The 25,287-nt window shown below is 43.7% G+C and carries 24 protein-coding genes; 11 read left to right on the forward strand and 13 right to left on the reverse strand.

Annotated elements, in window-relative coordinates; genetic code table 11:
• Positions 1-188: 188 nt before the first annotated feature.
• Positions 189-3,095: an excinuclease ABC subunit UvrA gene (uvrA, locus tag JMX50_RS01655; protein ID WP_201628193.1), complete on the forward strand. Its 2,907-nt coding sequence runs from the start codon at positions 189-191 to the stop codon at positions 3,093-3,095.
• 159 nt (positions 3,096-3,254) lie between these two features.
• On the opposite strand, the gene JMX50_RS01660 is transcribed toward uvrA, so the two are convergent.
• Both JMX50_RS01660 and JMX50_RS01665 read right to left on the reverse strand, forming a co-directional pair.
• Positions 3,255-4,364 carry a hypothetical protein gene (locus JMX50_RS01660; RefSeq protein WP_201628194.1) on the reverse strand — a complete coding sequence of 370 codons (1,110 nt, stop codon included), beginning with the start codon at positions 4,362-4,364 and terminating at the stop codon, positions 3,255-3,257.
• A 54-nt stretch (positions 4,365-4,418) separates the two neighbouring features.
• Complete coding sequence (locus JMX50_RS01665) at positions 4,419-4,700, reverse strand: DUF503 domain-containing protein (protein WP_011514283.1); 282 nt, start codon at positions 4,698-4,700, stop codon at positions 4,419-4,421.
• Between the two features lie 163 nt (positions 4,701-4,863).
• On the opposite strand from JMX50_RS01665, the gene JMX50_RS01670 reads away from it, so the two are divergent.
• From JMX50_RS01670 to gorA, 3 genes are all read left to right on the forward strand, one after another.
• Positions 4,864-5,673, forward strand: a complete 810-nt coding sequence (locus JMX50_RS01670; protein ID WP_201628195.1) for a threonine/serine ThrE exporter family protein — start codon at positions 4,864-4,866, stop codon at positions 5,671-5,673.
• Between the two features lies 1 nt (position 5,674).
• Entirely contained in the window at positions 5,675-6,127 is a 453-nt protein-coding gene (locus JMX50_RS01675; protein WP_011280954.1) for a threonine/serine exporter family protein, read from the forward strand.
• Positions 6,128-6,348: 221 nt separating this feature from the next.
• Positions 6,349-7,704, forward strand: a complete 1,356-nt coding sequence (gorA, locus tag JMX50_RS01680; RefSeq protein WP_201628196.1) for a glutathione-disulfide reductase — start codon at positions 6,349-6,351, stop codon at positions 7,702-7,704.
• A gap of 123 nt (positions 7,705-7,827) precedes the next feature.
• On the opposite strand, the gene JMX50_RS01685 is transcribed toward gorA, so the two are convergent.
• A complete protein-coding gene (locus JMX50_RS01685) occupies positions 7,828-8,196 on the reverse strand; it encodes a hypothetical protein (RefSeq protein ID WP_201628197.1) in 369 nt (122 codons plus the stop codon).
• 147 nt (positions 8,197-8,343) lie between these two features.
• On the opposite strand from JMX50_RS01685, the gene JMX50_RS01690 reads away from it, so the two are divergent.
• Complete coding sequence (locus JMX50_RS01690) at positions 8,344-8,613, forward strand: hypothetical protein (protein ID WP_227670855.1); 270 nt, start codon at positions 8,344-8,346, stop codon at positions 8,611-8,613.
• 74 nt (positions 8,614-8,687) lie between these two features.
• Here JMX50_RS01690 and JMX50_RS01695 read toward each other — a convergent pair whose 3' ends face one another.
• Positions 8,688-9,362 (reverse strand): GNAT family N-acetyltransferase, encoded by a 675-nt coding sequence (locus tag JMX50_RS01695; protein WP_201628198.1) that lies wholly within the window; start codon positions 9,360-9,362, stop codon positions 8,688-8,690.
• 107 nt (positions 9,363-9,469) lie between these two features.
• Positions 9,470-11,098 carry an FAD-dependent oxidoreductase gene (locus tag JMX50_RS01700; RefSeq protein WP_201628199.1) on the reverse strand — a complete coding sequence of 543 codons (1,629 nt, stop codon included), beginning with the start codon at positions 11,096-11,098 and terminating at the stop codon, positions 9,470-9,472.
• Between the two features lie 289 nt (positions 11,099-11,387).
• On the opposite strand from JMX50_RS01700, the gene truD reads away from it, so the two are divergent.
• Positions 11,388-12,647 carry a tRNA pseudouridine(13) synthase TruD gene (truD, locus tag JMX50_RS01705; RefSeq protein WP_201628200.1) on the forward strand — a complete coding sequence of 420 codons (1,260 nt, stop codon included), beginning with the start codon at positions 11,388-11,390 and terminating at the stop codon, positions 12,645-12,647.
• A gap of 3 nt (positions 12,648-12,650) precedes the next feature.
• On the opposite strand, the gene JMX50_RS01710 is transcribed toward truD, so the two are convergent.
• Together JMX50_RS01710 and JMX50_RS01715 are read right to left on the reverse strand one after the other, a co-directional pair.
• Complete coding sequence (locus JMX50_RS01710; protein WP_201628201.1) at positions 12,651-14,228, reverse strand: sensor domain-containing diguanylate cyclase; 1,578 nt, start codon at positions 14,226-14,228, stop codon at positions 12,651-12,653.
• Between the two features lie 283 nt (positions 14,229-14,511).
• Positions 14,512-15,393, reverse strand: coding sequence for a PHP domain-containing protein (locus JMX50_RS01715; protein ID WP_201628202.1), 882 nt, complete (start codon positions 15,391-15,393; stop codon positions 14,512-14,514).
• Positions 15,394-15,617: 224 nt separating this feature from the next.
• On the opposite strand from JMX50_RS01715, the gene ispZ reads away from it, so the two are divergent.
• From ispZ to JMX50_RS01740, 5 genes are all read left to right on the forward strand, one after another.
• Positions 15,618-16,169 (forward strand): septation protein IspZ, encoded by a 552-nt coding sequence (gene ispZ, locus JMX50_RS01720; RefSeq protein ID WP_201563255.1) that lies wholly within the window; start codon positions 15,618-15,620, stop codon positions 16,167-16,169.
• 146 nt (positions 16,170-16,315) lie between these two features.
• The gene (locus tag JMX50_RS01725) at positions 16,316-16,657 is read left to right on the forward strand and encodes a YciI family protein (protein ID WP_201563257.1); all 342 of its coding nucleotides are present in this window, start codon (positions 16,316-16,318) and stop codon (positions 16,655-16,657) included.
• On the forward strand, positions 16,654-17,205 hold the full coding sequence (locus JMX50_RS01730) for a hypothetical protein (RefSeq protein ID WP_227670856.1): 552 nt from the start codon (positions 16,654-16,656) through the stop codon (positions 17,203-17,205). Before JMX50_RS01725 ends, JMX50_RS01730 begins: the two co-directional genes overlap by 4 nt.
• Before the next feature lie 26 nt (positions 17,206-17,231).
• Entirely contained in the window at positions 17,232-19,355 is a 2,124-nt protein-coding gene (gene mnmD, locus JMX50_RS01735) for a tRNA (5-methylaminomethyl-2-thiouridine)(34)-methyltransferase MnmD (RefSeq protein WP_201628203.1), read from the forward strand.
• Between the two features lie 356 nt (positions 19,356-19,711).
• A complete protein-coding gene (locus JMX50_RS01740) occupies positions 19,712-20,323 on the forward strand; it encodes a hypothetical protein (RefSeq protein ID WP_201628204.1) in 612 nt (203 codons plus the stop codon).
• Between the two features lie 107 nt (positions 20,324-20,430).
• Here JMX50_RS01740 and JMX50_RS01745 read toward each other — a convergent pair whose 3' ends face one another.
• From JMX50_RS01745 to tsaB, 6 genes are all read right to left on the reverse strand, one after another.
• Entirely contained in the window at positions 20,431-21,108 is a 678-nt protein-coding gene (locus JMX50_RS01745; protein ID WP_227670857.1) for a DUF4112 domain-containing protein, read from the reverse strand.
• Positions 21,101-22,018, reverse strand: a complete 918-nt coding sequence (gene ubiA / locus JMX50_RS01750; RefSeq protein WP_201628205.1) for a 4-hydroxybenzoate octaprenyltransferase — start codon at positions 22,016-22,018, stop codon at positions 21,101-21,103. The genes JMX50_RS01745 and ubiA overlap by 8 nt, the downstream gene beginning before the upstream one ends.
• A 75-nt stretch (positions 22,019-22,093) precedes the next feature.
• Positions 22,094-22,342 (reverse strand): hypothetical protein, encoded by a 249-nt coding sequence (locus JMX50_RS01755; protein WP_068403940.1) that lies wholly within the window; start codon positions 22,340-22,342, stop codon positions 22,094-22,096.
• A gap of 107 nt (positions 22,343-22,449) precedes the next feature.
• Positions 22,450-23,349: a class I SAM-dependent methyltransferase gene (locus JMX50_RS01760; RefSeq protein ID WP_201628206.1), complete on the reverse strand. Its 900-nt coding sequence runs from the start codon at positions 23,347-23,349 to the stop codon at positions 22,450-22,452.
• Positions 23,350-23,419: 70 nt separating this feature from the next.
• Positions 23,420-24,262, reverse strand: a complete 843-nt coding sequence (locus tag JMX50_RS01765) for an undecaprenyl-diphosphate phosphatase (protein WP_201628207.1) — start codon at positions 24,260-24,262, stop codon at positions 23,420-23,422.
• Between the two features lie 124 nt (positions 24,263-24,386).
• On the reverse strand, positions 24,387-25,085 hold the full coding sequence (gene tsaB / locus JMX50_RS01770) for a tRNA (adenosine(37)-N6)-threonylcarbamoyltransferase complex dimerization subunit type 1 TsaB (protein WP_201628345.1): 699 nt from the start codon (positions 25,083-25,085) through the stop codon (positions 24,387-24,389).
• Positions 25,086-25,287 lie beyond the last annotated feature (202 nt).

The raw sequence follows: 25,287 nt of genomic DNA on the forward strand, positions 1-25,287 counted from the left end.
TAAAGGTATTCTACAAGAGATAACCATTACTATTGCTTTATGAAAACCACATACTTTTATAAAGCCATATTAATTTGAATAGCATTTTTAAAATTATCTACGCTTTCAATGAATCATTTAACTCATATTCATTGACCCTTTTAAATTTTTAAAAAATACCATTTTAGCAAATAGGAAACCTATCACCGATGGCACACGAGTATATTAAGGTTCGCGGCGCACGCACTCATAATCTAAAAAATATCGATTTAGACATTCCACGCGATAAATTTGTGGTAATTACCGGTTTATCAGGTTCTGGTAAATCTTCATTGGCGTTTGATACGCTTTATGCTGAAGGGCAACGCCGTTATGTTGAAAGTCTTTCGGCTTATGCGCGTCAGTTCCTCTCGCAAATGGAAAAGCCCGATGTCGATAGTATCGAAGGCTTGTCACCGGCGATTGCCATCGAGCAAAAATCAACCAACCATAACCCACGCTCAACGGTTGGTACGATTACCGAAATTTATGACTATCTGCGCCTGCTCTATGCGCGTATCGGTACTCCCTTTTGCCCAGAGCATGGCGAGCCAATGGTCGCGCAGTCGGTGACTGAAATGGTCGATCAAGTCATGGCGCTGCCTGATGATACCAAGATCATGATACTTGCACCGGTGATTCGCGAGCGTAAAGGCGAACATACGGTTTTACTTGAGCAACTGATTGGACAAGGATTTGTACGTGTGCGCGTCGATGGCGATGTCTACGATACTGACGAGCTACCAACGCTCGATAAAAAGAAAAAGCATACCATCGAAGTCGTCGTTGACCGCTTTAAAGTCCGTGATGATTTAGGTAACCGCGTCGCTGAAAGTCTAGAGACGGCGCTACGTCTAGGACAAGGTCTGGTCACGCTGCACTTTATGGATGGTAATCCAAAAGAAGGCGGTGACGAAAATCAAGTTATGTCTGCTAAGCACTCTTGCCCTGTTTGTGATCGCGCCGTGTCTGAGCTTGAACCGCGTATGTTTAGTTTTAACAATCCCTACGGTGCCTGCCCAAGCTGTGATGGTCTCGGTAAACGTCAGTATTTCTCAGCCGAAAAGCTGATTACCCATCATGAAAAATCGCTCAATCAAGGGGCGATTAATGGTTGGGATAAGCGTCATGCGTATTACTTTGGTCTGCTATCTACCGTCTGCAATCATTTCAAAATTGATATGGACGCACCGTGGCAAGAGCTACCAAAAGCGCAGCAAGATATCATCATGCAGGGCTCAGGTAAAGAGAAGCTTACCTTTAACTTTACCGATGAGCGCGGTCGCAAGACCAATAAGACGGTGCCATTTGAAGGTGTGCTGCCTTATTTAGAGCGCCGTTATGCCAAAACCCAAAGTAACCTTGTGCGTGACGAGTTGGCAAAATATTTAGCCGATACCACTTGTAACGTCTGTGATGGCGCGCGTCTCAATGAGATATCACGCAATGTCCGCGTAGACGATCAAACCATCGCCCAAATTGTTAAGCTGTCTATCGGTGACGCTGCTGACTATTATAAGACGCTAAAAATTGGCGGTCATAAAGGCGAAGTCGCAGAAAAAATCTTTAAAGAGATTAATGAGCGTCTAAATTTCTTAGTTAGCGTTGGGCTTGATTATCTATCCCTTGCCCGCTCTGCTGAGACGCTATCAGGTGGTGAAGCGCAGCGTATTCGTCTTGCCAGCCAAATTGGCGCAGGTCTGATGGGTGTGATGTATGTACTCGATGAGCCATCCATTGGTTTGCATCAGCGCGATAATGATCGTCTGCTAAAAACCCTAACGCGCTTGCGTGATTTGGGCAATACCGTACTGGTCGTTGAACATGATGAAGATGCGATTCGCCAAGCGGATCACGTTATCGATATCGGTGTCGGTGCAGGCGTCCATGGCGGCCATATCATCGCTCAAGGTACGGTCGATGACATCATGGCCAATAAAGAATCGCTGACTGGACAATATATGTCTGGTAAGAAGAAAATCGAGATTCCAAGCATTCGTCATAAAGCCAAAACGATCGATATGGAAGTCAAAGGTAAAGCCAAACCGAAACAAGTTCCGATGACCATCGAGCTCAAAGGTGCATCCGGTAACAACTTACATGATGTTGATTTGATCTTGCCAATCGGTATCATGACTTGTATCACTGGGGTTTCGGGTTCTGGTAAATCTACCCTCATCAACCGTACTTTGATGCCATTAGCCGCAACGCAATTAAATAATGCCTCAACACTTATCGCGGATAAGCATGACAGCATCACTGGTCTTGAGCATTTGGATAAAATGGTCGATATCGATCAAAGCCCGATTGGTCGTACGCCGCGCTCAAACCCAGCGACCTATACAGGCGTCTTTACGCCAGTCCGTGAGATGTTTGCACAAACGCAAGAAGCACGTGCTCGTGGTTATAAAGCGGGTCGCTTTAGCTTTAACGTCAAAGGCGGACGCTGTGAGATGTGCCAAGGCGATGGTCTTATCAAAGTTGAGATGCACTTTTTGCCAGATATGTATGTGCCGTGTGATACCTGTGAAGGCAAGCGCTATAACCGCGAGACCTTAGAGATTCATTATAAAGGTAAAAACATCGCCGACGTGCTTGATATGACCGTTGAAGATGCGACTGAGTTCTTCTCAGCCATTCCAGCGATTTATCGTCGCCTACAAGCCTTGATGGATGTCGGTCTGAGTTATATCCGCTTGGGTCAGTCTGCACCGACGCTATCTGGCGGTGAAGCGCAACGTGTGAAATTGGCGCGTGAGCTTGCCAAACGGGATACCGGACAGACGCTCTATATCTTGGATGAGCCAACCACTGGTTTGCATTTCCATGATATCGATAAGCTGCTCAATATCTTGCATACTCTACGCGATAAAGGCAATACCATCGTGGTCATCGAGCACAATCTTGACGTCATCAAAACAGCAGACTGGGTGATTGACCTTGGCCCTGAAGGCGGTAAAGGTGGCGGACTTATTATCGCGGAAGGTACGCCTGAGGAAGTGGCGGAAGTGAAAGGCTCGTTTACTGGTGAGTTCTTGAAGCCGATGCTTAAGCAAGGTATGAAAGAAGGGAGTTAATAGAACTTAGGTAACAATTAATGAAAGGCTACTCTTTAGGGAGTGGCCTTTTTTGTTGTGAGAAGGGATAAAGCAAAGTAAGATTCCAACGAAAAAAAATAACTGTGATTGTCGGCAGCTATTTATTGGAGTTAAAAGTTGCACTTAATCTATGGACTCTTAAACATTATTAATAGTAAAAGTAATATGATCAACGCAAGTATCTATATTTAAAAACTCAAATATCGCCTTAGCTTTCTCGGTAAAAGCTTTATCTTCCGACAAAAAATAATTGCAATAGCAGGCATACGCTAAATGCTGTCCATCACTATTTGCACTAACAAGCCTCCTATATTTTTTTTGGAATCCCTTGTCTCTTTTATAACCCAGTATATTTAACATCATGTATACATTCATGACCTTCTCGAATTTATAGAGATTTCTTCCATAGATTTTATTTGAAACTAAATAGAAATCAGATATATGAGAAGTATTACTGATATCAGCATACTTCTCATATATCTTTTCTAAGATTTTAGGAGATTTAATATTGTTTAAGATTTTTCCATCAATTTTTGTCACATCCTCTAATTTCCTAATACCGTTATGTCCATTATTACTGTTTAAATCTATGCCAGTATTACTCATATTTTCCAACATAGAGTTTTGAACAGCATCAAGATGACTACTTTGTTCCTTAAAATCTCGCTTAATAATTTCCTCTAGAAACTGATAATCAGCTTCAGAAATCTCACCTTCTACAGATTTAAATATTTCTAAGGTTTGTTCATGCAGGCTATTGAAATTTTCCCTAGATTCGTTAGCGTAATCAACGATACTATTGCTAGATTCATTTGAGAAAAGACTAAATATAAACTCCATATTATTTATGATCATTTTACTTGCTATCTCATCAATAAAGTCTCTAGAGAGGTATTCTTTATACACGATAAGTGGATTTATATATGGATTGATTATAACAGCACCAGTTATTTTAAAATTTTGATCGACCTCAAATATCATTCTTCTAGCTTTAAGATTTTCTAGTACTTGTAAAAACTTGTCTGGTTCACCTGAGCGTTCAATTTCGTTAAGTGTTTCATTAGAATAGATTACTTGATAGTCGTATCCTAGAAAAGACCCACCCTCAACTAAGGAAGGGTAACTAACAATCTTATCTAGTATATTTTGATCTAAATAAACAGTTGGTTTACCATTATAAATTTTATTAAAATACAATTGACAGAAATCCAAATTCTGAAATTTTGGCGTATTTTTAAGAGCTGGCATAATATTACCTCATAAATTAATCATGTACTAATGTTTGAATTTATATAATTATTACTAAATAAACTCCCTTTCAACATTCATCACTCTTGCATCTACTGTCCGCTCTATCTTCTCCTCGATTTGACTGCATTGCGACTCGACCTCACGTTTAGACAGTCCAACGATCACAAACGTCCACTCGCTAGCATCATGCCGATCACGCTCGCCGCTTTCACATACCGCGACGCTTGGCGTATTGCCAAAACGCGCATGCAAGCCGCCCATGCGTTGGCGCTTTTCTTTTAATGAGCTACATCCGGGTAGCGCAAAAGTCAGGGTTAAGATAGCGATATGCATTTTATTCTCCTTGCGACAGTGGTTTACGCTTTATAATAGTAGCAAATAAGCACGGCAAGTTATGCTATCGTTACCTTGCTGTCTCGATAGCCTATAACCGCTCACACTGTTTATAGTTATACCATTCACAAATCTCACAATAGCCAATATGCGTATCTAATCAATGACCTCTATCAGCTACGTACAGCAACAGCACATTACTCGATTATGCGTGCGCTGCGGATTACTCCTTATGCAATATGGCGCTGAGTCTGCCGTGGTGGTGGACTTATCCAAACGCTTAGGGCTTGCCTTGGGGATGAACAGCGTAGAATGTTCGCTAAACTTCAATGCCATTACCTTGACCACTATCTGTGATGAGCGCTGTATCACCACCACCAGAGACACGATCAATCAAAGCATCAATGTCAATTTATTGGTACAAATCCAGCAAATTGTCAATAAAACCGAAGCCCTCACAGATAATGATAATGACAAACTGAAGCCTGAGCTAACTCAACGCACGACCCTTGCGTTTGATGAGTTAGATAATAAGTCGGTGTATCCAACATGGCTGGTTGGCATATTTGTTGGGGCGTCTTGTGCTGCGTTTGCTTATCTAAACGGTGGCAGTTGGTCAATTACCGCCGTGACCTTTATCGCAGGTATGGTAGCGATGTTTACCCGTATTTATTTGGCCAAGCACCATTTTAATCCCTTTATCACCGTTATCGTGACGGCTTTTATCGCCTCTTTAATTGGGGCAACGACCTATTATTTTGATATTGGTAATAATGCCGATATCGCCGTTGCCTCGAGCGTGCTGTTACTGGTGCCAAGCTTTCCTTTGATTAATTCTTTCTCAGATATCTTGAAAGGCTATGTCAATATTGGCGTTGGGCGTGCCGTTTTTACCTATATGCTCACCTTGTCCGCTTGCGTTGGTATCGTCATGGCGCTGGTTTTACTTAGAATACAGCACTGGGGGTTTTAAGATGTGGTTCATTAAAACCGTGGTGTTGTCGTGCATTATTACCCTTGGTTGGACGCTGATGTTTAGCGTGCCCAAACGCTATATTCTGCCGTGCTTGCTGATGACCGCGTTTGGATTTGGGTTAAAAACAGCGCTTGTTTATCAACACATTCATTTGGTGGTTGCTAGCTTCTTTGGGGCGATGCTTGCCAGCTTCTTGGGCGTTTACTTTTCTAAAAAGTACACGCTACCGCCCAAAGCGTTAATTTCACCGAGCGTCATCTGTATGATGCCAGGTATCGCGGCCTACAAAGCAATGGTCAGTATGGTACAGATTGGCTATTTTGGCTTTTCCGACGAATTATTTAGCCAAATGATGGTGTATTTATTTGAGGCCTTGTTTGTGACCTCGGGATTGGTGCTAGGCTTATCCATTCCCGGACTGTTATTTTATAGACGGCGTGCCATAGTTTAGGCGGGTATAAGTGAGTGTAGATGGGCTTATGAGATGTCAGGCTATTTATGCCTAAATACTTTTATATACTGATGCTAGCTGGCATACCCTTATAATAAAAAACTTGTAAGATTAATTATCATACCCATTACAATAGAGTTCAAAATAACAGAATTAAAAAATAATAGACTGCAAAATTGCACTAATACGCATTAATACGTACTGAATAAAGAGACTTAACCATGACAAAACATTATGACTATATTTCCATTGGCGGCGGTAGCGGCGGCATTGCCTCGATCAATCGAGCAGCGAGCTATGGCAAAAAATGCGCCATTATCGAAGCCGACAAATTGGGCGGTACTTGCGTAAACTGGGGCTGCGTACCCAAAAAGGTGATGTGGTACGGCGCGCAAGTGGCTGAAGCCATCGAAAAGTATGCGCCAGATTATGGCTTTGATGTTGAATTAAAAGGCTTTGACTTTCAAAAGCTGGTACAAAGTCGCCAACAATATATCGAAAATATTCACCGCTCTTATGATAATAATTTGGCGAAAAATGGCGTTGAGGTGATAAAAGGCTTCGCCAAATTTGTCGATACCAATACAGTAGAGGTCAATGGCGAACTCATTACTGCTGACCATATTTTGATTGCGACGGGCGGTCACCCGATTCAACCCGATATCAAAGGCGCAGAATACGGCATCAATTCTGATGGTTTTTTTGCTTTGAATCATTTGCCAAAACGCGTGGCTATCGTCGGCGCAGGATATATCGCCGTTGAAATTGCAGGAGTAATGAATAGCTTAGGCGCTGAGGTACATCTTTATGTGCGTCAACACTCGCCGCTGCGCTCATTTGACCACACTATCGTGGAAACCTTACTGATAGAGATGGAGCAAGACGGCATTCAATTGCACACTAATACGACGCTAACTGAGGTTAATAAAAATGAAGATGGTAGTCTGACCTTATGCACCAAAGATGGTACCCTCGATACGGTAGATTGCTTGATTTGGGCCGTTGGTCGTGCGCCCTCCACCGACAATATTAATTTGCAAGTGACAGGGGTAGAGACGACCGAGTTTGGCAAAATTAAAGTCGATAAGTTTCAAAATACCAATGTTAAAGGGATTTATGCGGTCGGCGATATTATCGAAAACAGCATTGATTTGACGCCGGTGGCTATTGCCGCAGGTCGTCGCCTATCTGAGCGCTTATTTAATGATAAGACTAATGAGCATCTAAGTTATGATTTGATACCGACGGTCATCTTTACTCATCCCGCTATCGGTACGATTGGCTTGTCTGAAATCGACGCGGTTGAGCAATATGGCAAAGAAAATATTAAGTGCTATAAATCGACCTTTACCTCTATGTATAGTGCGGTGACCCAGCACCGTCAAAAATGCGTGATGAAGCTGGTATGCTTGGGTGAGGATGAAAAAGTGATTGGCCTGCATGGCATCGGCTATGGCGTCGATGAGATGATTCAAGGGTTTGCGGTGGCGATAAAGATGGGCGCTACTAAGGCTGATTTTGATGATACGGTCGCCATTCATCCTACGGGTTCAGAAGAGTTTGTGACGATGCGTTAGTTTTTATAGACTGGGCGATATTAATCACAGTCTTAGAAATTATAAAAAGGATGCTTATTAGGCATCCTTTTTTATTGTCCATATTCAGTAGACATGCTGATTTATTAGAAAATGCTAAACCTTCTAATTACCCAACACCCATTCATCATTGACTTGATAAACTTTAAAATTAGTCTTATTGGTACGGCTATTCCCTGCAATCGTTTGGGTAATATCAGCGGTACACATATAGGTATTGTCACCCTCGACGCTGTCACAGTTGATATTCTCGACGCGCTCAAGTTTTGGCATCATGCCTTCCATCATACCGCTCATGGCTTTTGCCATCTCATCATTGCCTGCATTTGCCATCGCATCATCTATCATGCTATTGGCTTGCGCATACTGCGCTTCGATTAACTCTTCGACTGTGCTTTCAGGAGGCGCGTTTGAACACGCCGCAAATAGAGGCGTCAATAAAGCGATTAGAGCCAATTTTTTAAAATTATTCATACCAGTCTCAATGTATCTGTAATGTTACTTCACTATACAGAATTATGTCTAAAAACCCAACTTAATTTTAGAAAGCCTACTTAACCTTATTATAAATAAATTTCGTAGGGAAATAAGATGTAAATATTAAAGTGCAGCTAATGCTTAATGCTGACAGTACAATCGCGATACTGCTATGATGCGCTTAATAATGACCGTTGCGAGATGCTTGTGTGGCAGATGTATGTTTCCATATTACCGATTGGTCTGGGCATTATGACCTTGGTCGCAAGCTTGATTTGCTTGTTTGCTTACTTGATGTCTGATGATAATGCCACGCGCTTGCCCGCTTTTAACTGGTTTAAGCGCTTGATTATCGTGGCATTTCTCCTATTGAGTGTCGGGCTATTTATGACCTTTGGACGTTTTTGGGGTTAATTGCTGTGGGGTTAATTACTTTGGATTCAGTTGAAATGAGGTTAGCTGAATTTAGGTTAATAAGCCTAATTGGCTTATGATTGACTCACGAGCTTTTCTAATTCTAGTAATTGTAAGTCTTGACGTTTGGGTTCGCCATTATTGCCATCGACGGGAAACGGCATACTATTGCCATTTAAATGATAACCGCGGCGCTGATAATAAGCCAAAAGCTCAGGACGATGACTTAAAATAGACATGGTCAGACGCGCAGGGTTTTTATCAGGCGTTGGCGTACTTGATTGTAAGTGCCGCTGCGCAAACGTCTCAGCCGCCTGTAATATTTGATGACCGACGCCATGTCCTTGTAGCTCAGGCAGGACGGCAAACATACCGATATAGGCTTTTTTATTACCAGCGTTCTTACTTATCTCAGCCTCGTCCTTTATATCGACCGCGATACAGCCTAATAACTCACCTATTTCTTTACCATCACGTTCACCTGTCGTGGTTTTTGGATAAATAAAAACGTAATGTTTTGGGTCAGCAATAACGGCTAACAGCTCGTCTTTGGTGGTGCGAATACCGCCGATTAAATCTGCTTCATTGGTCCAGCCTTCCGCTTGCCGATAACAGCGATTTAGCAATTGTTCAAGTGCATCAATATCACTTGCCTCAGCTTGACGTAAAAATACGGTTTGTTTATTTAATGGTTTTTTATTAAAGGCTTCTTTATTCAGTGTTTCTTTATTGATATGGTCTGTACTCATAACATCGGTTTTCCTTTTCCGTTTATTTATTATAAAAGCTATCGTATAAAAGGCTGACCTGAATAACCAAGCCAGCCTTTATAGTAAACCTTATGACCGTCTAAATGCTAGCGCGATAACGCCTGTGCCTGCTCGATAATATCAAAGCCTGCCTTTATTTGGGCGCGCGTTGGCGCATGACCACGGCGGAGTAGCTCAGAGAAGGCAATCAGCTCTTTGTCACGTCCAAGCGAACTTGCGGCACTGGCTCGCGTATCCTCCCCATCATCGTCAAAATAATATTCGATATAGTCAAGGTTATCAGGTGAGCCATATAAAATGCCATTATCAGGCGTGGCCGCATGGCCGCTATAGCGTAGGCTTTTGCCATACTGTCCTGTCCAAAAGAAAGGAATACGCTCCGCTAACGAATCGACATTATCCTCATTTAAGATAGCAGCTGCTGTGACCAAACCATGTTGCAACGCTACGCGCCAATGCTCGATACGCATGCGCCCCATTTGATTGGTGGCTTTGGCGATATCACCGAGTGCATAGACGCCGTCACGCAATTGCAAATGCTCATCAACTTGCACACCATCTGGCGCGTTTACCTCATTTAATAGCTCAATACGCGGTGCGACACCCGTTCCTAAAATCACCATATCGGCGGCAAGCGTGCTGCCATCTGATAGGGTAACGCTACTAACTTTAGCGCTTTTATTGTCAGTACTGTTTTCGCCAGCATTGATTTCATTAACGCCCGCACCAAAGGCAAATTTAACGCCTTTATCCTCATGCAGTTTGATTAAAGCATTACTAACGGCTTCAGAAACGATATTCGCCATCACACGGCGACTACGTCCAACGACAGTGATAGAGGCCGCCTTCCCTGCCTCCATTAACGCCGACGCTACTTCCATACCGATAAAGCCGGTGCCGACGATAACGACATGCTTATTATCACTGGCATTTTTAATTTCTTTGGCATCATCCATACTGCGTAGCGTATAAACGCCATCGAGCTCCGCACCTTTAAAAGGGGGTATTTTTGGCTCAGCGCCTGTCGCTACTACTAAGAAGTCCGCTGTTTGTTGCTCGCTTTTACCATCTGCACCTGTGATGACGATCGTGCGCTCATTAGGTAATATTTCGCTCACCGTTTGCTTTAAGCGCAAATCGATATCATTGTTACGTGCCCAGTTAGCACCACCAAGCATTAAATATTTCTCATCCATTTTACCCGCCAAAAACATTTTGGATAATAAAGGACGATTATAAGGGGCTTTATCGTCTTGGCTAATTAAGGTAATCTTGCCGCCATAACCGGTATGGCGCAGCTGATTGGCCGTCATAAAGCCCGCGCCGCCGCCGCCAACAATAATGGTATGGGTATCCATCATTTTGTCATTGGCCACGTGCTTATCTATCTTCGCGGCGGTATTGACGATTAAGCTATCGCCCTCATCGGTCAGCTCATACTGGGTCAAGCCGCGCATGGCGACCGGCTCTAATAACGTGCCATCGCGACTATCAAAGCTGCCATGATGCCACGGGCAAATAACGCGATTGCCACACCGTAACCCTGCGCCCAAATCTGCGCCAGCATGCGGACATTTACCATCAAAGGCGCTAAATTCGTCCTCATCACGCGTGATTAAAATGATACTATCGTCATCCTGTTTATAGGATTTCATGCCACCATTTGGAATGTCGGCTTTGCTAATGGTGACGGTATGAATCGTTGCATTGCTCATAAGTTATCCTTAACATTTAATATTGATCGTTATTGGTTCATGCTAAAAAATTCCTGCTGAAAACGTATTGATCTAGGCTGATTAAATCAATCAATACCGATAAAAACACGTGATTTAAAAAATCAGATACCTTGATAGTAGCAAGCCCATTTGACAGGCGCTGTTTATTTGTATGCTGCCTGCGTTGCAAAACGTAATTTTGACTTTTAAATCTTTAATGCCTTTTAAACCTTTAATACATATCTCGACCACTTTACGTTAAAACCTATAATCAAAAAAAGATGCCTTTATGACTTCTCAAGACGATTTAAATAACGACTCACTTAATAACGAAACGCTTGATGATAAGACATTTGATATCGCAAGCTTCGATATTAGCGCCGCTACTGACACGGCTAAATTACCGCAGCCAATGCAGCCACCTTTAGCACAAGCGACTTATAAAGCCCATGCCACAGATTTTGTGGTTAATGAGATATTGCCGCTCGACTTTACGGGCGAAGGTGAGCATTTATGGCTGCATATTGAAAAGCTGGGCATGAATACCGCTTATCTGGCTAAACTGCTATCAGAATGGGCAGAGATTCCACTACGCGATGTTGGTTACTCAGGGCTTAAAGATCGTCATGCGCTAACGACACAGTGGTTTAGCCTGCGGATACCTAAGAAGCAATTACCAGAGTCTGAATTTGCCCCAGTAGATATTAGCGCCAACGAATCGCTCACTATCCTTGCGCAGCATTGGCATAATAAAAAGCTCAATCGCGGTACGCATAGAGCCAATCAATTTATCATTACTTTACGAGATATCCAGTTTGCGGACTTAGAAGTTACAGCGTCCGAGCAGGATTTATCGGCTAAAGAAAGTGACAAAAGTGCTGTCGAGCAGCATTTAGCCAATATCAGCACAACGGGCGTGCCCAATTATTTTGGCCCGCAGCGCTTTGGTCGTAATGGCAATAATGTCAGAGAAGCATTGGCATTATTTGCCCGTCCAGCGCCAGAAAGTCGTCCGCAGCCCAAAAAGAGCAAACGCAAACAAGCGCCGCGTGAGCAAAACAGCATGGAGCTGTCTGCTGCGCGTAGCTTGATATTTAATGAGATATTGGCAGCGCGGGTGCGCGATGGCAGTTGGACTAATGGACTTGCAGGCGAAGTGTTTAATTTGGACGGGTCAGGCTCGATATTTACCAGCGAAGCAATTGATGAGACTTTACAAGCGCGACTTGCCAGCGGCGATATTCATCCGACTGCCGTGTTATGGGGCGTGGGTAATGATAAAGTCAGTGGCGCAGCAGCCGCTATCGAAAATGAGATTGTGCAAAACGATCCATTATTACATCAGCTAGCAGCAGGATTAGAGAAGCGCGATATCAAAGCACAACGACGCGCGCTAAGATTACCAATTGAAGGATTAAGTTGGGAGTGGCAGGACATAGATAATGAGCCTATATTGGTGCTGAGCTTTACCTTAACGACGGGTAGCTTTGCGACCAGTGTGCTTTCAAGTTTGGTACAGAACTTAAGCACCTCGTCAGCCACTAGCTAATGATTAGCTAGTCGCATAAAGGACGGCAATCTTATCTTTTTCTGCCGCTAGCACAGCATTGGCGCTGACCACTTGATTGCGACCACGATCTTTTGCCTCATATAAGGCTTTATCAGCAATGCAGATTAAGCGCTGACAAATATCGCTCGGCAGCTGCGCCTTTAATATTTCTGTGGCAGCACGTTTTCTTCTATGAGAGATTCTTTTTTGGGCGCGGGTTTTTTGCGAGCTTTCTTTTTGCGTACTGGCTTTGTTGGTGCTAGCTTTATTGATGCTGGTTTTGTCGGTACGGGCTTTATTAATATCGGCCTCTTGCCGACGAGATTTCTGCGTTTCCGCAAGCGGCTGCGTACTTTCTTCTAATGCCAAAGCCCTATATTCACTCTGAATACGGGCGCGCTCCTCATGGGTCAGGGTATAAACCCCTATACTGGCAGTAATATTAAAATCCGTTCCATCATCGCTCTTGATGACATGTTGCGCAATATCTTGGCGCAGCTGCTTCGCAATGGTCATGGCACTATCATGCTGGGTATCGGGTAGCACAATCAAAAACTCTTCGCCGCCATAGCGACTGACAATGCTCTCTTCTGATAGAGATTTTAGTAGGGTTTGAGCAACCTCAGACAGTACTTGGTCGCCAACGTCGTGACCATAGTTGTCATTGATATTTTTAAACCAATCTAAATCCAATAAAATCACGCTAAAATCTTGCTTATCTCCCATTGCGAGTAGCGCTTGCTGCATCTGCGTCAAACCATAACGGCGGCTTTTTAACTGGGTCAATTCATCTTGATTGGCATACTGCATAATCTCAGCTTTACTGTTATCCAATATCAATAGCAGCGTGCGAAACATATAAATGATAAAAATTGCCTTTGGCAGCGCCATATAAATATGGGTGGTGCGCCAAAAAAATGCTGAAGACAAACGCAGTTGATTAAAGGTCTCCCAACTCAGTATCCCATTTTTAAAAATAGACGCAGAAATGGCATTTTCAATTGATGTCATCTCGCTATAAGTAAGATAGCTATAGCCATCTAAAGGAAAAGAGCTCATCGTCATTTGACGTAGATTGGGTATCGTCAAGCCAAAATAGGGAACCAAAGTGACGAGGAAAATCAGGACGATATGACCCAAAAAGGCTTTCCAGACATAGCGGCGACGTATAAGCATCATCCCTAACATCGCGCCGCCAACGAGTGATACTCCCGCGACCAAACTACTGTGACCCATGACTAAAATGACCACGGCAATATAAAGGCTATAAAGCGTGACGATTATCGCTTGCCATTTATATAACGAATCCGTGTCTTTTCTAATCGGCGATAAGCGGCTGACCATCCAAGAAAAAAACAGGACCATCAAGGTGAGCCCAATCCATAAGGGATACAGCACATCCATATTTACGTAGGAGCCATAGATATCTTGGCGCCACCAGACAAATAAACACCATAGCCAATGCGATGACACTTCCAGCAAAATAAACAATGCCAGCAGCGATGCCCTATCAGCAGCTTGCCACTCAAAAATCACTCGCGAGAGTTTTCTGTAGCCTAGATGAGATATCGATACAGCCATAATGGGCTACCGCAGATAATGAAAGTTATTGAGCTAAAACCAAATAAGAAAGTAAAAAGTATGATTTATGTTAGATCTAAACTGACGCATTTAGTGTGGCAATTTTTCTTTTAATTATCAATCTGTTTAAGTGATTTATGCGTCAATATCTGACACCTCATTTTGGCCTATGTTTTTTAATAATGATTTTTAGTAATGATTTTTAATTATACGGTCAATTTACAATGTCGAGTCACAGGATCGACTTATCATTTTAAATAATAGTTTTGGTTTATACTTTTAACTAAGCCAATGTCGCAAACGACTGCCAAATACCTTGCTGTTCAGGGTTAAGGTTCGGCACGTCACCCAAACGTCGCCACGGCATATTACTGCCATGAAAGTCGCTACCGATAGACGCGGCAAGCTGGTGTTCAGCAATGCTGCGATCGACCATTCTACGGGTACTAACTGGTTCGCTATTCGCTGGTAATTCACAAGCATCACCGCCAAGCCGTGCAAACTCTTCAATCAGTTTACGTACACGGGTGGCCGAAAGCTGGTATCGCGTTGGGTGCGCCAATACCGCCTTGCCGCCGCAAGCATGAATCAGCTCGATACCATGCTGCATTGTTAATGCTTCAATCGCCACATAAGCCGGCTTATTGTCCGCCAAGTATTTATCAAAGGCTTTTTGTACGGTTTTTACGGCGCCGCGCTCAAACAACACTTGCCCAATATGCGCACGCCCTACCGCTTGTGGATTACCGCCTGCTTTATCGAGTACTGCTTGCCATAACTCGTCGTAATTAATATCTAATAGCTCACTGAGTTTTTCAGTGATACGTTGACCGCGCGTGGCACGGCTGTCTTGCAATTGTTGCAAGGTGGCGTGCATTTTTTCACGATCGGTAAAATCAAGTCCAAGGACATGGATGATTTTATTGGTGGATTTATTTTTACCGTAGCCGCCGCTTAGCGTGTGCTCGCAGCTAATCTCAACCCCATTGATTAACTGTATATCGCAAGCCTCAGCCGCCGCGCGTGCCTCATCGATACCCATTAAAGTATCATGATCAGTCAGCGCCAGTACATTAATACCAGCGTTATGAGCCCGCTGTACCACCTCGGTCGGCGCATAGGTGCCATCAGAGCAAGTACTGTGGCAATGTAAGTCGATTTTCATAAAGCTGGCCTTAAGGTTTTGAATGTGTTGTTCATTTAAATATACTGGCGATACTAACTATATTATCAGTAAAACGAGCTGAAAACGGCGAAGGCATGGCATAGCAACAGCATATCAATAACATATCGAGGGCATATCGGACGATTATCAGGTTGATTGCTTTTTTTTGCGGCAGTAGACGTGTAAACTACCCCATACGTTTTTTGTTGGACATCCTATTTGCTATGAAAGCCTTATTAGACTTCATTCCGTTGATCGCTTTTTTTATTGCCGCGCGTTACAGTGGTATTTTAGCGGCGGCAGGCGCCTTGCTCGTTGCCACTATTATTATTTATGCCATCCATTTTGTGCGGCAAAAAGGCAAATTTGATAAACAGCAGTGGGTCGTTTTATTATTAACCATCGTTTTTTGCGGTGGTACGCTGCTATTGCGTGACGACATCTATTTGCGTTGGAAATCACCTATTATCAACGGTATCTTTGCCTTAACGCTATTGGTCAGTGCGGCGATTAATAAACCACTGATGCAACTGGCCATGAAAGAGGTGTTTTCACTCACGCTAAGTGGCTGGAAGAAACTGACCGTCGCTTGGGCATTGTTTTTTGCCTTTATGGGCGTTCTGCATTATATCACGGCATTCACTATGTCTGATGAGGCTTGGATTAACTTCAAAACCTACGGCTGGATTCCGATTATGTTGGTATTCGTGGTTGCCCAATTTGCGTTGTTGAAAAATCATCTCAATCCAGCGTTAACCGACAAAACCACTAAATAAAAGCTGATTTAATTATAAGACCTAGTTTAATCATAAAAGCTGGTTTAATCATAATATATGATTTAAAAGTATAATGAGACATATCATCATTATTTTTTATTCTGGTTATTAGCGCTTTATTCATACTATTTACTTGAGGAAGTCCCATGTCCTTATTTGCCATTATTGGTCACGATGTTGCTGGTAGCAGCGCCCAACGTCAGGTGACGCGCGCCGAACACGTTGCCCGCCTGCAAGTATTACAAAGCGAGCAGCGACTCATTATCGCGGGTCCAACGCCCATTGAACACGGTAAAAGCGAGATGTCAGGCAGCCTGATTATTGCTGACTTTGACTCCCTCGATGCCGCGCAAGCATGGGCGAGCGCTGAGCCTTATTTACGCGATGGCGTCTATAGCCATGTAGATATCAAGCCGTTTGTTCAGACCTTGCCTGCACCTACTGACAGCGCAGCAGATAAACCAGCCAATAAGGTAGCAGCATCGTGATTGAGCGGGCATTGTCATTAAATAATTCTGTTTCTAATCACGTTACTCATCATACCAGTGAGCGCGCTTTTGGCCGCGTCGCTAACGTCAGCATTGCGAGCCTATTGTTGCTTGCCAGTCTATCGGTACAAGCAGCACCAACTGTGACCAATGCTGATCCTGCGGCAGGAACGGCTACGCTAGCGCCTAACGCTGTATTAGCACCCAATAATGTTAGTCAACTAGCGCTACCAAATACTGCCTCAAATACGGTGTCTACTATAGCACCGAACCCAACTGCGAGTGCTCAGCCTACAACCAATATTAACGATACCTTAGCCGCGCAGCTACAACCGTCTAATAAAGCGCTCTCTGAGGCCAATCAAGAATTGCTTAGCCGTAATGCCCAGCTTCAGCGTCAAGTCAATGACTTACAAACGCAAGTAAACGTTTTAGTATATGAAAGCAAAGGTCAATTGTTTTTATATGGCGCATTTACGGTGTTAATTAGCTTGTTGGTTGGGATTTTTATTTCGTGGTTGGTATTTGTTCGCCGCGAGCGTTGGTAGCAAATCCTCTATAAATGTGATGCTTTATGTCCAAATTTGTGTCTAAACCTGAGTCTAAATCAGCTATATCTAAGCCTACCTCTTCCGCCGCGCATAAACCTTATAAAGCCACCAAACCCCCTAAAAAACCCGCACCGCCAAACGTGATTACCCCTGCTAAGATTGCATGGCAAACCGATGATGCTGGCAATCAAGTACCAGTATCAGGGGAGTTTGGCGATGTGTATTTCTCGCATGCTGATGGCTTGGCAGAATCGCGCCATGTATTTTTAGCCCATAACCAATTACCCGAGCGCCTAGCAAACCTTGCCGATAAGCAATGCTTTACGATTGCTGAATTGGGCTTTGGTACGGGCTTGAATTTTTTGGCGACATGGCAGCTTTGGCGACAGCTTCGTGCTAAAAAGCCGCATTTAACAAGCGCGCGCTTACACTTTATCACCACTGAAAAATACCCCATTCCACTTAACGACTTAACGCAGATACTCGCTTTATGGGCACAGCGCGCCCCCGAACTTGCTAAATTGATTGAGCAACTTTTAGCCAACTACCCGCCGCTTATTGCGGGCTGTCATCGACTAAATTTTATTGACGATAATATCACGCTTGATATTTGGTTAGGCGATGCGGGCGATAGTTTGGCAAGCTTAGATACTGAGACCGCTATCAAGCGCCCTTATATTGATGCTTGGTTTCTAGATGGTTTCGCGCCTTCTTGTAATGAGACTTTGTGGGCAGAGTCGATATTTACCCAGATGCAGCGCTTATCTCGTCCTAGCACGACCGCCGCCACTTATAGCTGTGCTGGTATCGTCAAACGTGGGTTACAAACTCATGGCTTCGAGATTAATAAGGTGAAAGGTTTTGGGCGCAAGCGTGAAATGCTGACGGCAGTTATGGCTGACAACGCTAATTCTTTAGCACTAAATGACGATAGTAATGCTTCAATTTACCCAAACCTTCCTAGCCATACAGTGGTGATTGGCGCGGGTGTTGCGGGACTACTCACCGCTTGGACGCTGGCCAATCGCGGTATGACAGTGACCATCATAGATAAAGTCGCGCCGCTTGCTGGCGCCTCTGGCAATCCACGTGCCCTCCTCGCGCCGAACATGACACCCATTCATCATGTTTATGAGCACCTGCACTCTATTGGTTATCTATATAGCGGCAGGCTGTATCGTTATTTTAATCAGCAAGCAGAGCTGCAGCAAACGCCGCTCATACTTGAGCAAACAGGTACTTTAGATTTGCTGATAAAAACCAATATCGGCACGGCGCAAATTGCCGATTATCCCAATCAGATGGCAACTACGATTACGACTGCAGAAGCACTGCGGTTAAGCGGCTTAAAAGCTAAAGACTTAGCAGACAATTTATATTTACCACAATCTGGTTTGGTCAATACACAAGCGCTAAAAACGCTCATTCTTAAACACCTAAATATCAGTTATCAGCAGCTTAGCGTGACCGATATCAAAGAGACTGCAGATAAAGTTATGGTGACTGGTGATAAAGAAAGTGGCAGTAATAATAATCAAAGCTCTATTACTATCTGCGCTGACAATGTGGTGATTTGCGCCGCCTATGAAAGCCATCAATTAGATAAACGTATCGTTGAATGCCGTACCATCCGCGGGCAGTTATCTTGGTTTACGCCCACTGCTGAGCAGGTCGCTGGTCTGCCTAAATTACCGCTCAAATATAGCGGTTATTGCGCGCCCTTTATTGGCCAAAGTGGTGATGCCGAAGTGAATAATATTAGCGACCATCAGCCGCAGTTTTTACTGGGTGCCAGCTTTGTAGATGCTGACGCCAGTATTGATATCCGTAGTGAAGAAAATCAGCAGAATTATGACAAATTGCTTGAGGACATTCCTGAATTAAGCAATGTCTTGCCAAACGATACCAGCGCATGGCAAGCGCGCGCCGGTGTACGCACGCAAACGATTGACTATCATCCCTTGGTCGGACGACTTGCGCAAAGCCGCCGCATTTGGACGCTCTCCGCGATGGGGGCAAAAGGTTATGCACTAGCACCGATATGCGCCGAAGCATTAGCAGATATGATGTTAGGCTGCTTTGCGCCTTTATCTGCCGTTACCTTAGCGCGATTATCACCCAATCGGGCGCGATTGCATAAAGCGTAAAAGGTAATAATTTAACGTTACGCTAGGGCGTGTCCTCATTTTAAAAATGGTGATAAAAATGAGATAAATTGTAGCCAAATAAGGAAAATAGTGCCGTTAATATCGGGATATTACCAAGCTATTTGACGAAGTTTGGCAAAATTTAGCCATTTTTAGACCATTTAGATGTCCATCGATTGAATTGAGGACACGTCCTAACCTTTATCACTATTTATACAGATGCTATTTTATGCAAATGCTCTCAAAGCTAAGGCATGTATTTATAACAGTATAGAAGCCGACTTGAAAAATAATGCTAGACTAGCCTTAAAGCTTAAAATACTTAAATAACCATTATAAATGGATAGCTGTCTATTATGAAAACCGATATTTTTACCTTGGCAAAATCATCACTTAAAGCGCTTTCTATTGCGTTCTTAAGCCTATCACTGCTGAATGCTTGCCAAAAGACGCCAGAAGCTGAAACCGTTAATGAAACTGCTGCTGAAGCAACCACCCAAACGAAGCCAGTAAGCTCTAATATTAATGCGCCTAAAGTTGCTGATGAAGATACTGACAAGTCTGCTGTTAATGCAGAAGCAGATATGAGCTTAACTGAATTGGAAAACGAGCTTGGAGCAGCGGACACTTCAGCAAATAATGCCGCGATAGCGCCCAATCCAGAACAAGCCATCAAAGGCGCGCAAATCACTGATGTTAATTATCGCAGTGCCAGCGGTGAGACGTTATTTGTCATCTTTGAAACCTCAGAAAAAGGCGTGCTTAACGCTATAATCACCTTACCAAACAAACCAAAAATGACCTTGAGTGCGCCAGAAGGCCAAGGCAATAACCCTACTTATCGCTCAAACGATGGCAGTATTCAGCTGGTCAGTCATGGCGGTGGTAGCAGCATTGATCTTATTCAAAACAATAAAACAACGAGCTTTGAGGCCATTAGTGTAGAAGCAGAAGTCATCACCGAATAATGTTATCAATAAAAACTTGGCTTAGAATCTGTTAAAGACAATAAAACCCGCAATAAAAAGGCGGCAAATATTTATAATATTTGCCGCCTTTTTGCTCTGCTTTACCTTTAGCCAAAACCAGTGGTCTTGCCAAACAGACTGACCAGCCAGCTCATCATCGCCCATAAGCCCCAGCCGATAACCACAATAACGATTAATCCCAATAGGTCAGGAATGTGCAGATATAACCAAGCAACGACAGGGTTGCGCCAAAAGAACGCAAAGCGGCTTTGCTGCTGCTTATCTTCCAAGGATTGATGCAAAAACGGTCGATCCATATGCATGGTTTCGGTGATGCCGTATTCATCATGTAGATGCTCGTGCACGATGCTCAGTGTCTTGCGACTAGGGCGAATAAAAATATCGAGCACTGTACCTATACCCGGTACGATGCCAACCACCATATCAATCAGCGCTAGTCTAACCGCTGGGGTCATTTTATGCGCAGGGACGCCCAACTGCCGACCTAATACAAAAGCATAACTGGTCAACGCCAATCCTGCCAAATCACCCGCCAGCGGAATGGTCGACAGCGCCGCATCAGCACCCATGCCTTGCTTGGTAAAGGGCACCCGTACGAGCGAATCCATAGTATTAGCAAACTTAGCCAGTTTACGCTCGGTCGCGATAACCTGCTCACGCGTTAACCCATGCTCAGCAAGCTTTGCCTGATAATCGATAACAGGCGCATTAATAGCAACACCCTTTTTCGCTTTTGACTTTGAGAGCTTCTTAAAGTTATCCATTAAAAGTCGTCCATAGGCAAGCGATTGCGATAAGAGCAAAGACGTAACGTCCTACCCATATATTGGCCAAAAACGCCTGAAAACATGCCAAAGCTTGACGACTGGCACAAGCGCTGTTTTGCTTGGCAAACATCATCGCCACTAATGCCAAACCAAATACCGGTATCACACCTACACTGGTTGGCGCAAAGTAATGCCACATAACCGCACCCATAATAAGTAAAAATACGGTTTGTAGCAGCGAGATGATAATCACATCGTGGCGACCAAATAATATCGCCGTTGATTTGACGCCAATTTTTAAATCATCCTCACGATCCGCCATAGCGTACTGGGTATCATAAGCCACTGTCCAGCACATATAAGCAATAAACAATAACCAACACCAGATATCAGGCGCGCCTTGTATCGCGACATAGGCCATCGGTATCGCCCACCCAAACGCGGCAGCTAAAAAGACTTGTGGCAAATGGGTAAAACGCTTCATAAATGGATAAATAAACGCCAATATAACGGCGCCAAGCGACCAGTAAAAAACGGCAATAGGTAAAAAGAACAGCAAACTGGCACTAAGTAATACCAATATTAAGAAGGCACCAATGGCTTCTTTAGCAGATAAGCGCCCGTCCGCTAATGGACGGCCTTTGGTGCGGCTGATATGACCATCGACCTTGCGGTCAGCAAAGTCATTGATTGCACAGCCTGCCGCCCGCATAAAAATCGCGCCCAGCGCAAAAAGTACAAATACCTTTAGACTCGGCAAACCTGCCGTTGCCCCTTGCTGCTGCGCCTGACCCATCGCCGCCAGCATTACACCCCAAAGCGTCGGCCAGAGTAATAGCTCTATACCTACGGGTTTATCAAAGCGCGTTAATTGCAGGTAGGCTTGTAATTTGTCGTTAAATGTCATGGTTTTTTATTATCATCTATAGGAATTTTATATACTTTTTTGCAGGCTATGGAATCGGATGAACGAATTAGTGAACTACTGAATTTGTTGCCATAAGTTGTTGGCTTCAATGAGCGACAACTCAGGATATTGCTTACGTAATGCCTTAATGGATGCCATCTTATTATTTTGGCTAAGCTTTGCTTGCTGCCGTAAGTAGTCCATTTGTTCTTTTGGATTCCTAAGCGCTTTTAGGTGAGCTTTGAGCTGTAAAACTTCTGTTCGCAACGCAATATTCATCAGTAATAAGCCTGCACCAATGACCCAAATTATAATCGTTGACATCCTTTTCTCCTGAATCCATTACTATTAAATCCACCACTTCTAAATCTTTGTATTCTAAACACTCAAACTGACTCACTGAGCCCATTCATTATCATAAATAATAGCCATCAAACAAAATAACCATCAAAACGTACTGCTTCGTTATGCCAGCTCTCGCTTGGTTGTTGATTTGCAAGTAACGGCGCAAGCTGCGGACGCTTGACGACGACGCGGCCTTGTCTTGCACCCTGACTGACCACCGCTTGCGCACTTTGTAGCAATTGCAGCTCTTGTTCTGATGTTGGCGGACTAGCCAATTGGTGCAAGGCTTGCATATGCTTGCCAACTTTTGCGCCTTTACCCGTTTTGCTATCTTGATAGCTGTCTTCTGGAAACATAGGATCCAGATATATTACATCAACTACTTTCGCATCATTTTCTTTAATATCATCTATCGCATTAGCTTGTAGCATTGTAAAATAACTAAGCGCATCGACATTAATAATCTGTAATCGGCTCATCAGCTTTTGCCAATTTGGCAGCGTACTCATACGCTGCTGTTCAGCTAACAACAATAACGCCATCAGGGGCTGCTGCTCAAGCATAGTAACTTGAGCGCCAGTACTGGCTAATATTAGGCTGTCATGCCCAAAGCCTGCGGTCGCATCAATGACCGTGCTATCCGATGTAATTTTAGCAGCTTGTAATAATAACTCAGACTTACGCCCTGCACTCACCACCCGCCGTTGTAGCTTATCCCATTCAGGTGCGACACTGAGACCATCACTCAGCCATGAAAGTTTGTTTTTCTCATCTAACAAAAGAATAGGTTGAATAGAGGTTTCGCTTAATTGCTGGCGACGTTTTTGATTGAGCTTTTCGGGAAACAGCTCAATATCTAAAATAATGGGTAGCGCATGCTCAGCGATGAGCGCCTTCAAGTTCTCGACTTGACCTGCCTGCGCCTCGCTAACATAAAATAGCTGGCAGTTAATATGAGCGGTCGGTATTTGCTTCACAGTGGTCATATTAACCGCCATTCCTTTCTAGTGTTCAAAAGTACAGGTATTAGCATCAAAAATTATTCCACTATAAATCTTAGCCAGCCATTTGATAACCAAAGCCCCAAGCGGCGACCAATACGATGACGCCCGTGATAATGCGTAGCCATGCAAAGATTTTGAAGTCACGACGGCTAACCCAAGCAACCAATAGGCGAATACAAAGTAAGGCTACAATAAACGATACCACGGTGCCAATACCTAACACTAACCAATCTTCACTACTGGTCAATACATCACCATGTTTTAGCAAATCCAACAATGCCGCACCGACAATGACTGGAATACCTAAAAAGAAGGAAAACTCCGCTGAAGCCTTACGCGATACGCCAAGCCACAGTGCACCAATAATAGTGGCACCTGAGCGTGATGTTCCTGGTATTAAGGCCAGACACTGCATCAAACCAATCATCAATGCCGTTTTTAGGCTGACGTCTTCTGCTTCTTGCGCGATAATCGTTTTAGGGCGATTTTCTACATAAAATATCAGCAAACCGCCAACAATCAGCATAATTGCCACGACGATAGGGTTAAACAAATACGTCTTAATTTCATCAGCGAAGGTAAAACCAACAATCATCACCGGAATGGTCGCGACAATTAAGCTTAAACCCAACTGTCTTGGATTACTCATACCGTCCGCTTTACCGGTCAGCAGCCCCAAGAGTGCTTGCCATAGTCTGCCCCAGTAATCATAAATGACTGCTAAGATAGCGCCAAGCTGGACTACCACCACAAACAAATCAACCTTTTCTTTGGTCCAAAAGCCCATCAAATCCGCAGATAAAATCAAATATCCCGTACTAGAGATGGGTAAAAACTCAGTGATACCTTCAACGATACCCATGATGACCGCTTGGATTAATAACAGTATATCCACAGTTGCTTCCCTAAAAAGACAGCGCTATCGGCTGTCCTATATGATCGTTGCTTTTATAATCGTTTGTATTTTTGTGACTCAAGGTATTTAGTGATTAACGATATTTTATGCTATAAAGCAAAAACTACGCCTTACCTTGCTCTTTCAGTGTTTTCCATGCTTGGTTGCGCAGATATCTTGGTAACGCATTGGCAGCATCGGTACCGCCAACATTCATGAATTGAGCGATACCCAATTGTCCAATCACCACCGCATCTGGCCAGACATCTTCATGGCATACTTGTCCATCATGTGCTTTTAATAGCGGCGCACCATTACCGACGATAGGCAAATTAAGCACTGTTTGGCTATCATAATCAAGCAGCTGCTCTGTGCTATCGCTATCAGTAGCCAAGACTGGCTGCATGATAGAATTGTCTGCTACATCGCCTAAAATTGAGTATTGGCCAAAATAAACTTGCTGCATACGCGCATCAAGCGCGCTATAAACTTGAGTCAAACCGTACTTTTTATACGCACATTGGGCAATTGCTTGTAGGCTTGAGACACCCACACAAGGAATGTCATGTGCGACAGATAGGGCTTGCACCACCGCCGTATTGATTCGTATACCACTAAATGCACCCGGGCCACGGTTGAATATCAATGCTTTTATATCAGCAAGACGCAGATTAGCCTCGGACAATGCCGCATCAATCATCGGCAGAATTTGCTGGGTCTGCTGGCGTTTACCCGTTTCAGTATGGCTCGACAGCACTTGCCCATTGGCATCTAAAATTGCGATCGAACACTGATCAAATACGGTATCCATTGCTAAAAACATCATCACCTCGGCTTATTCGCTTGGCATCATAAAACAGCGCCTATCATAGCATTTAGGATAAGCGAATTTTATTAATTTCTACCTTTTTCCTACTTTATTAATAAGAACTTGTCTAAATAAGAGAGACCTAAAAAAACCTCAAAGCCTATATAGATTTGAGGTTTTTGTTAAAAGCACTTGCTAATAGTGACTGCTAATACAG

The sequence above is a fragment of the Psychrobacter maritimus genome, from assembly GCF_904846345.1.
GTDB lineage: Bacteria > Pseudomonadota > Gammaproteobacteria > Pseudomonadales > Moraxellaceae > Psychrobacter > Psychrobacter maritimus.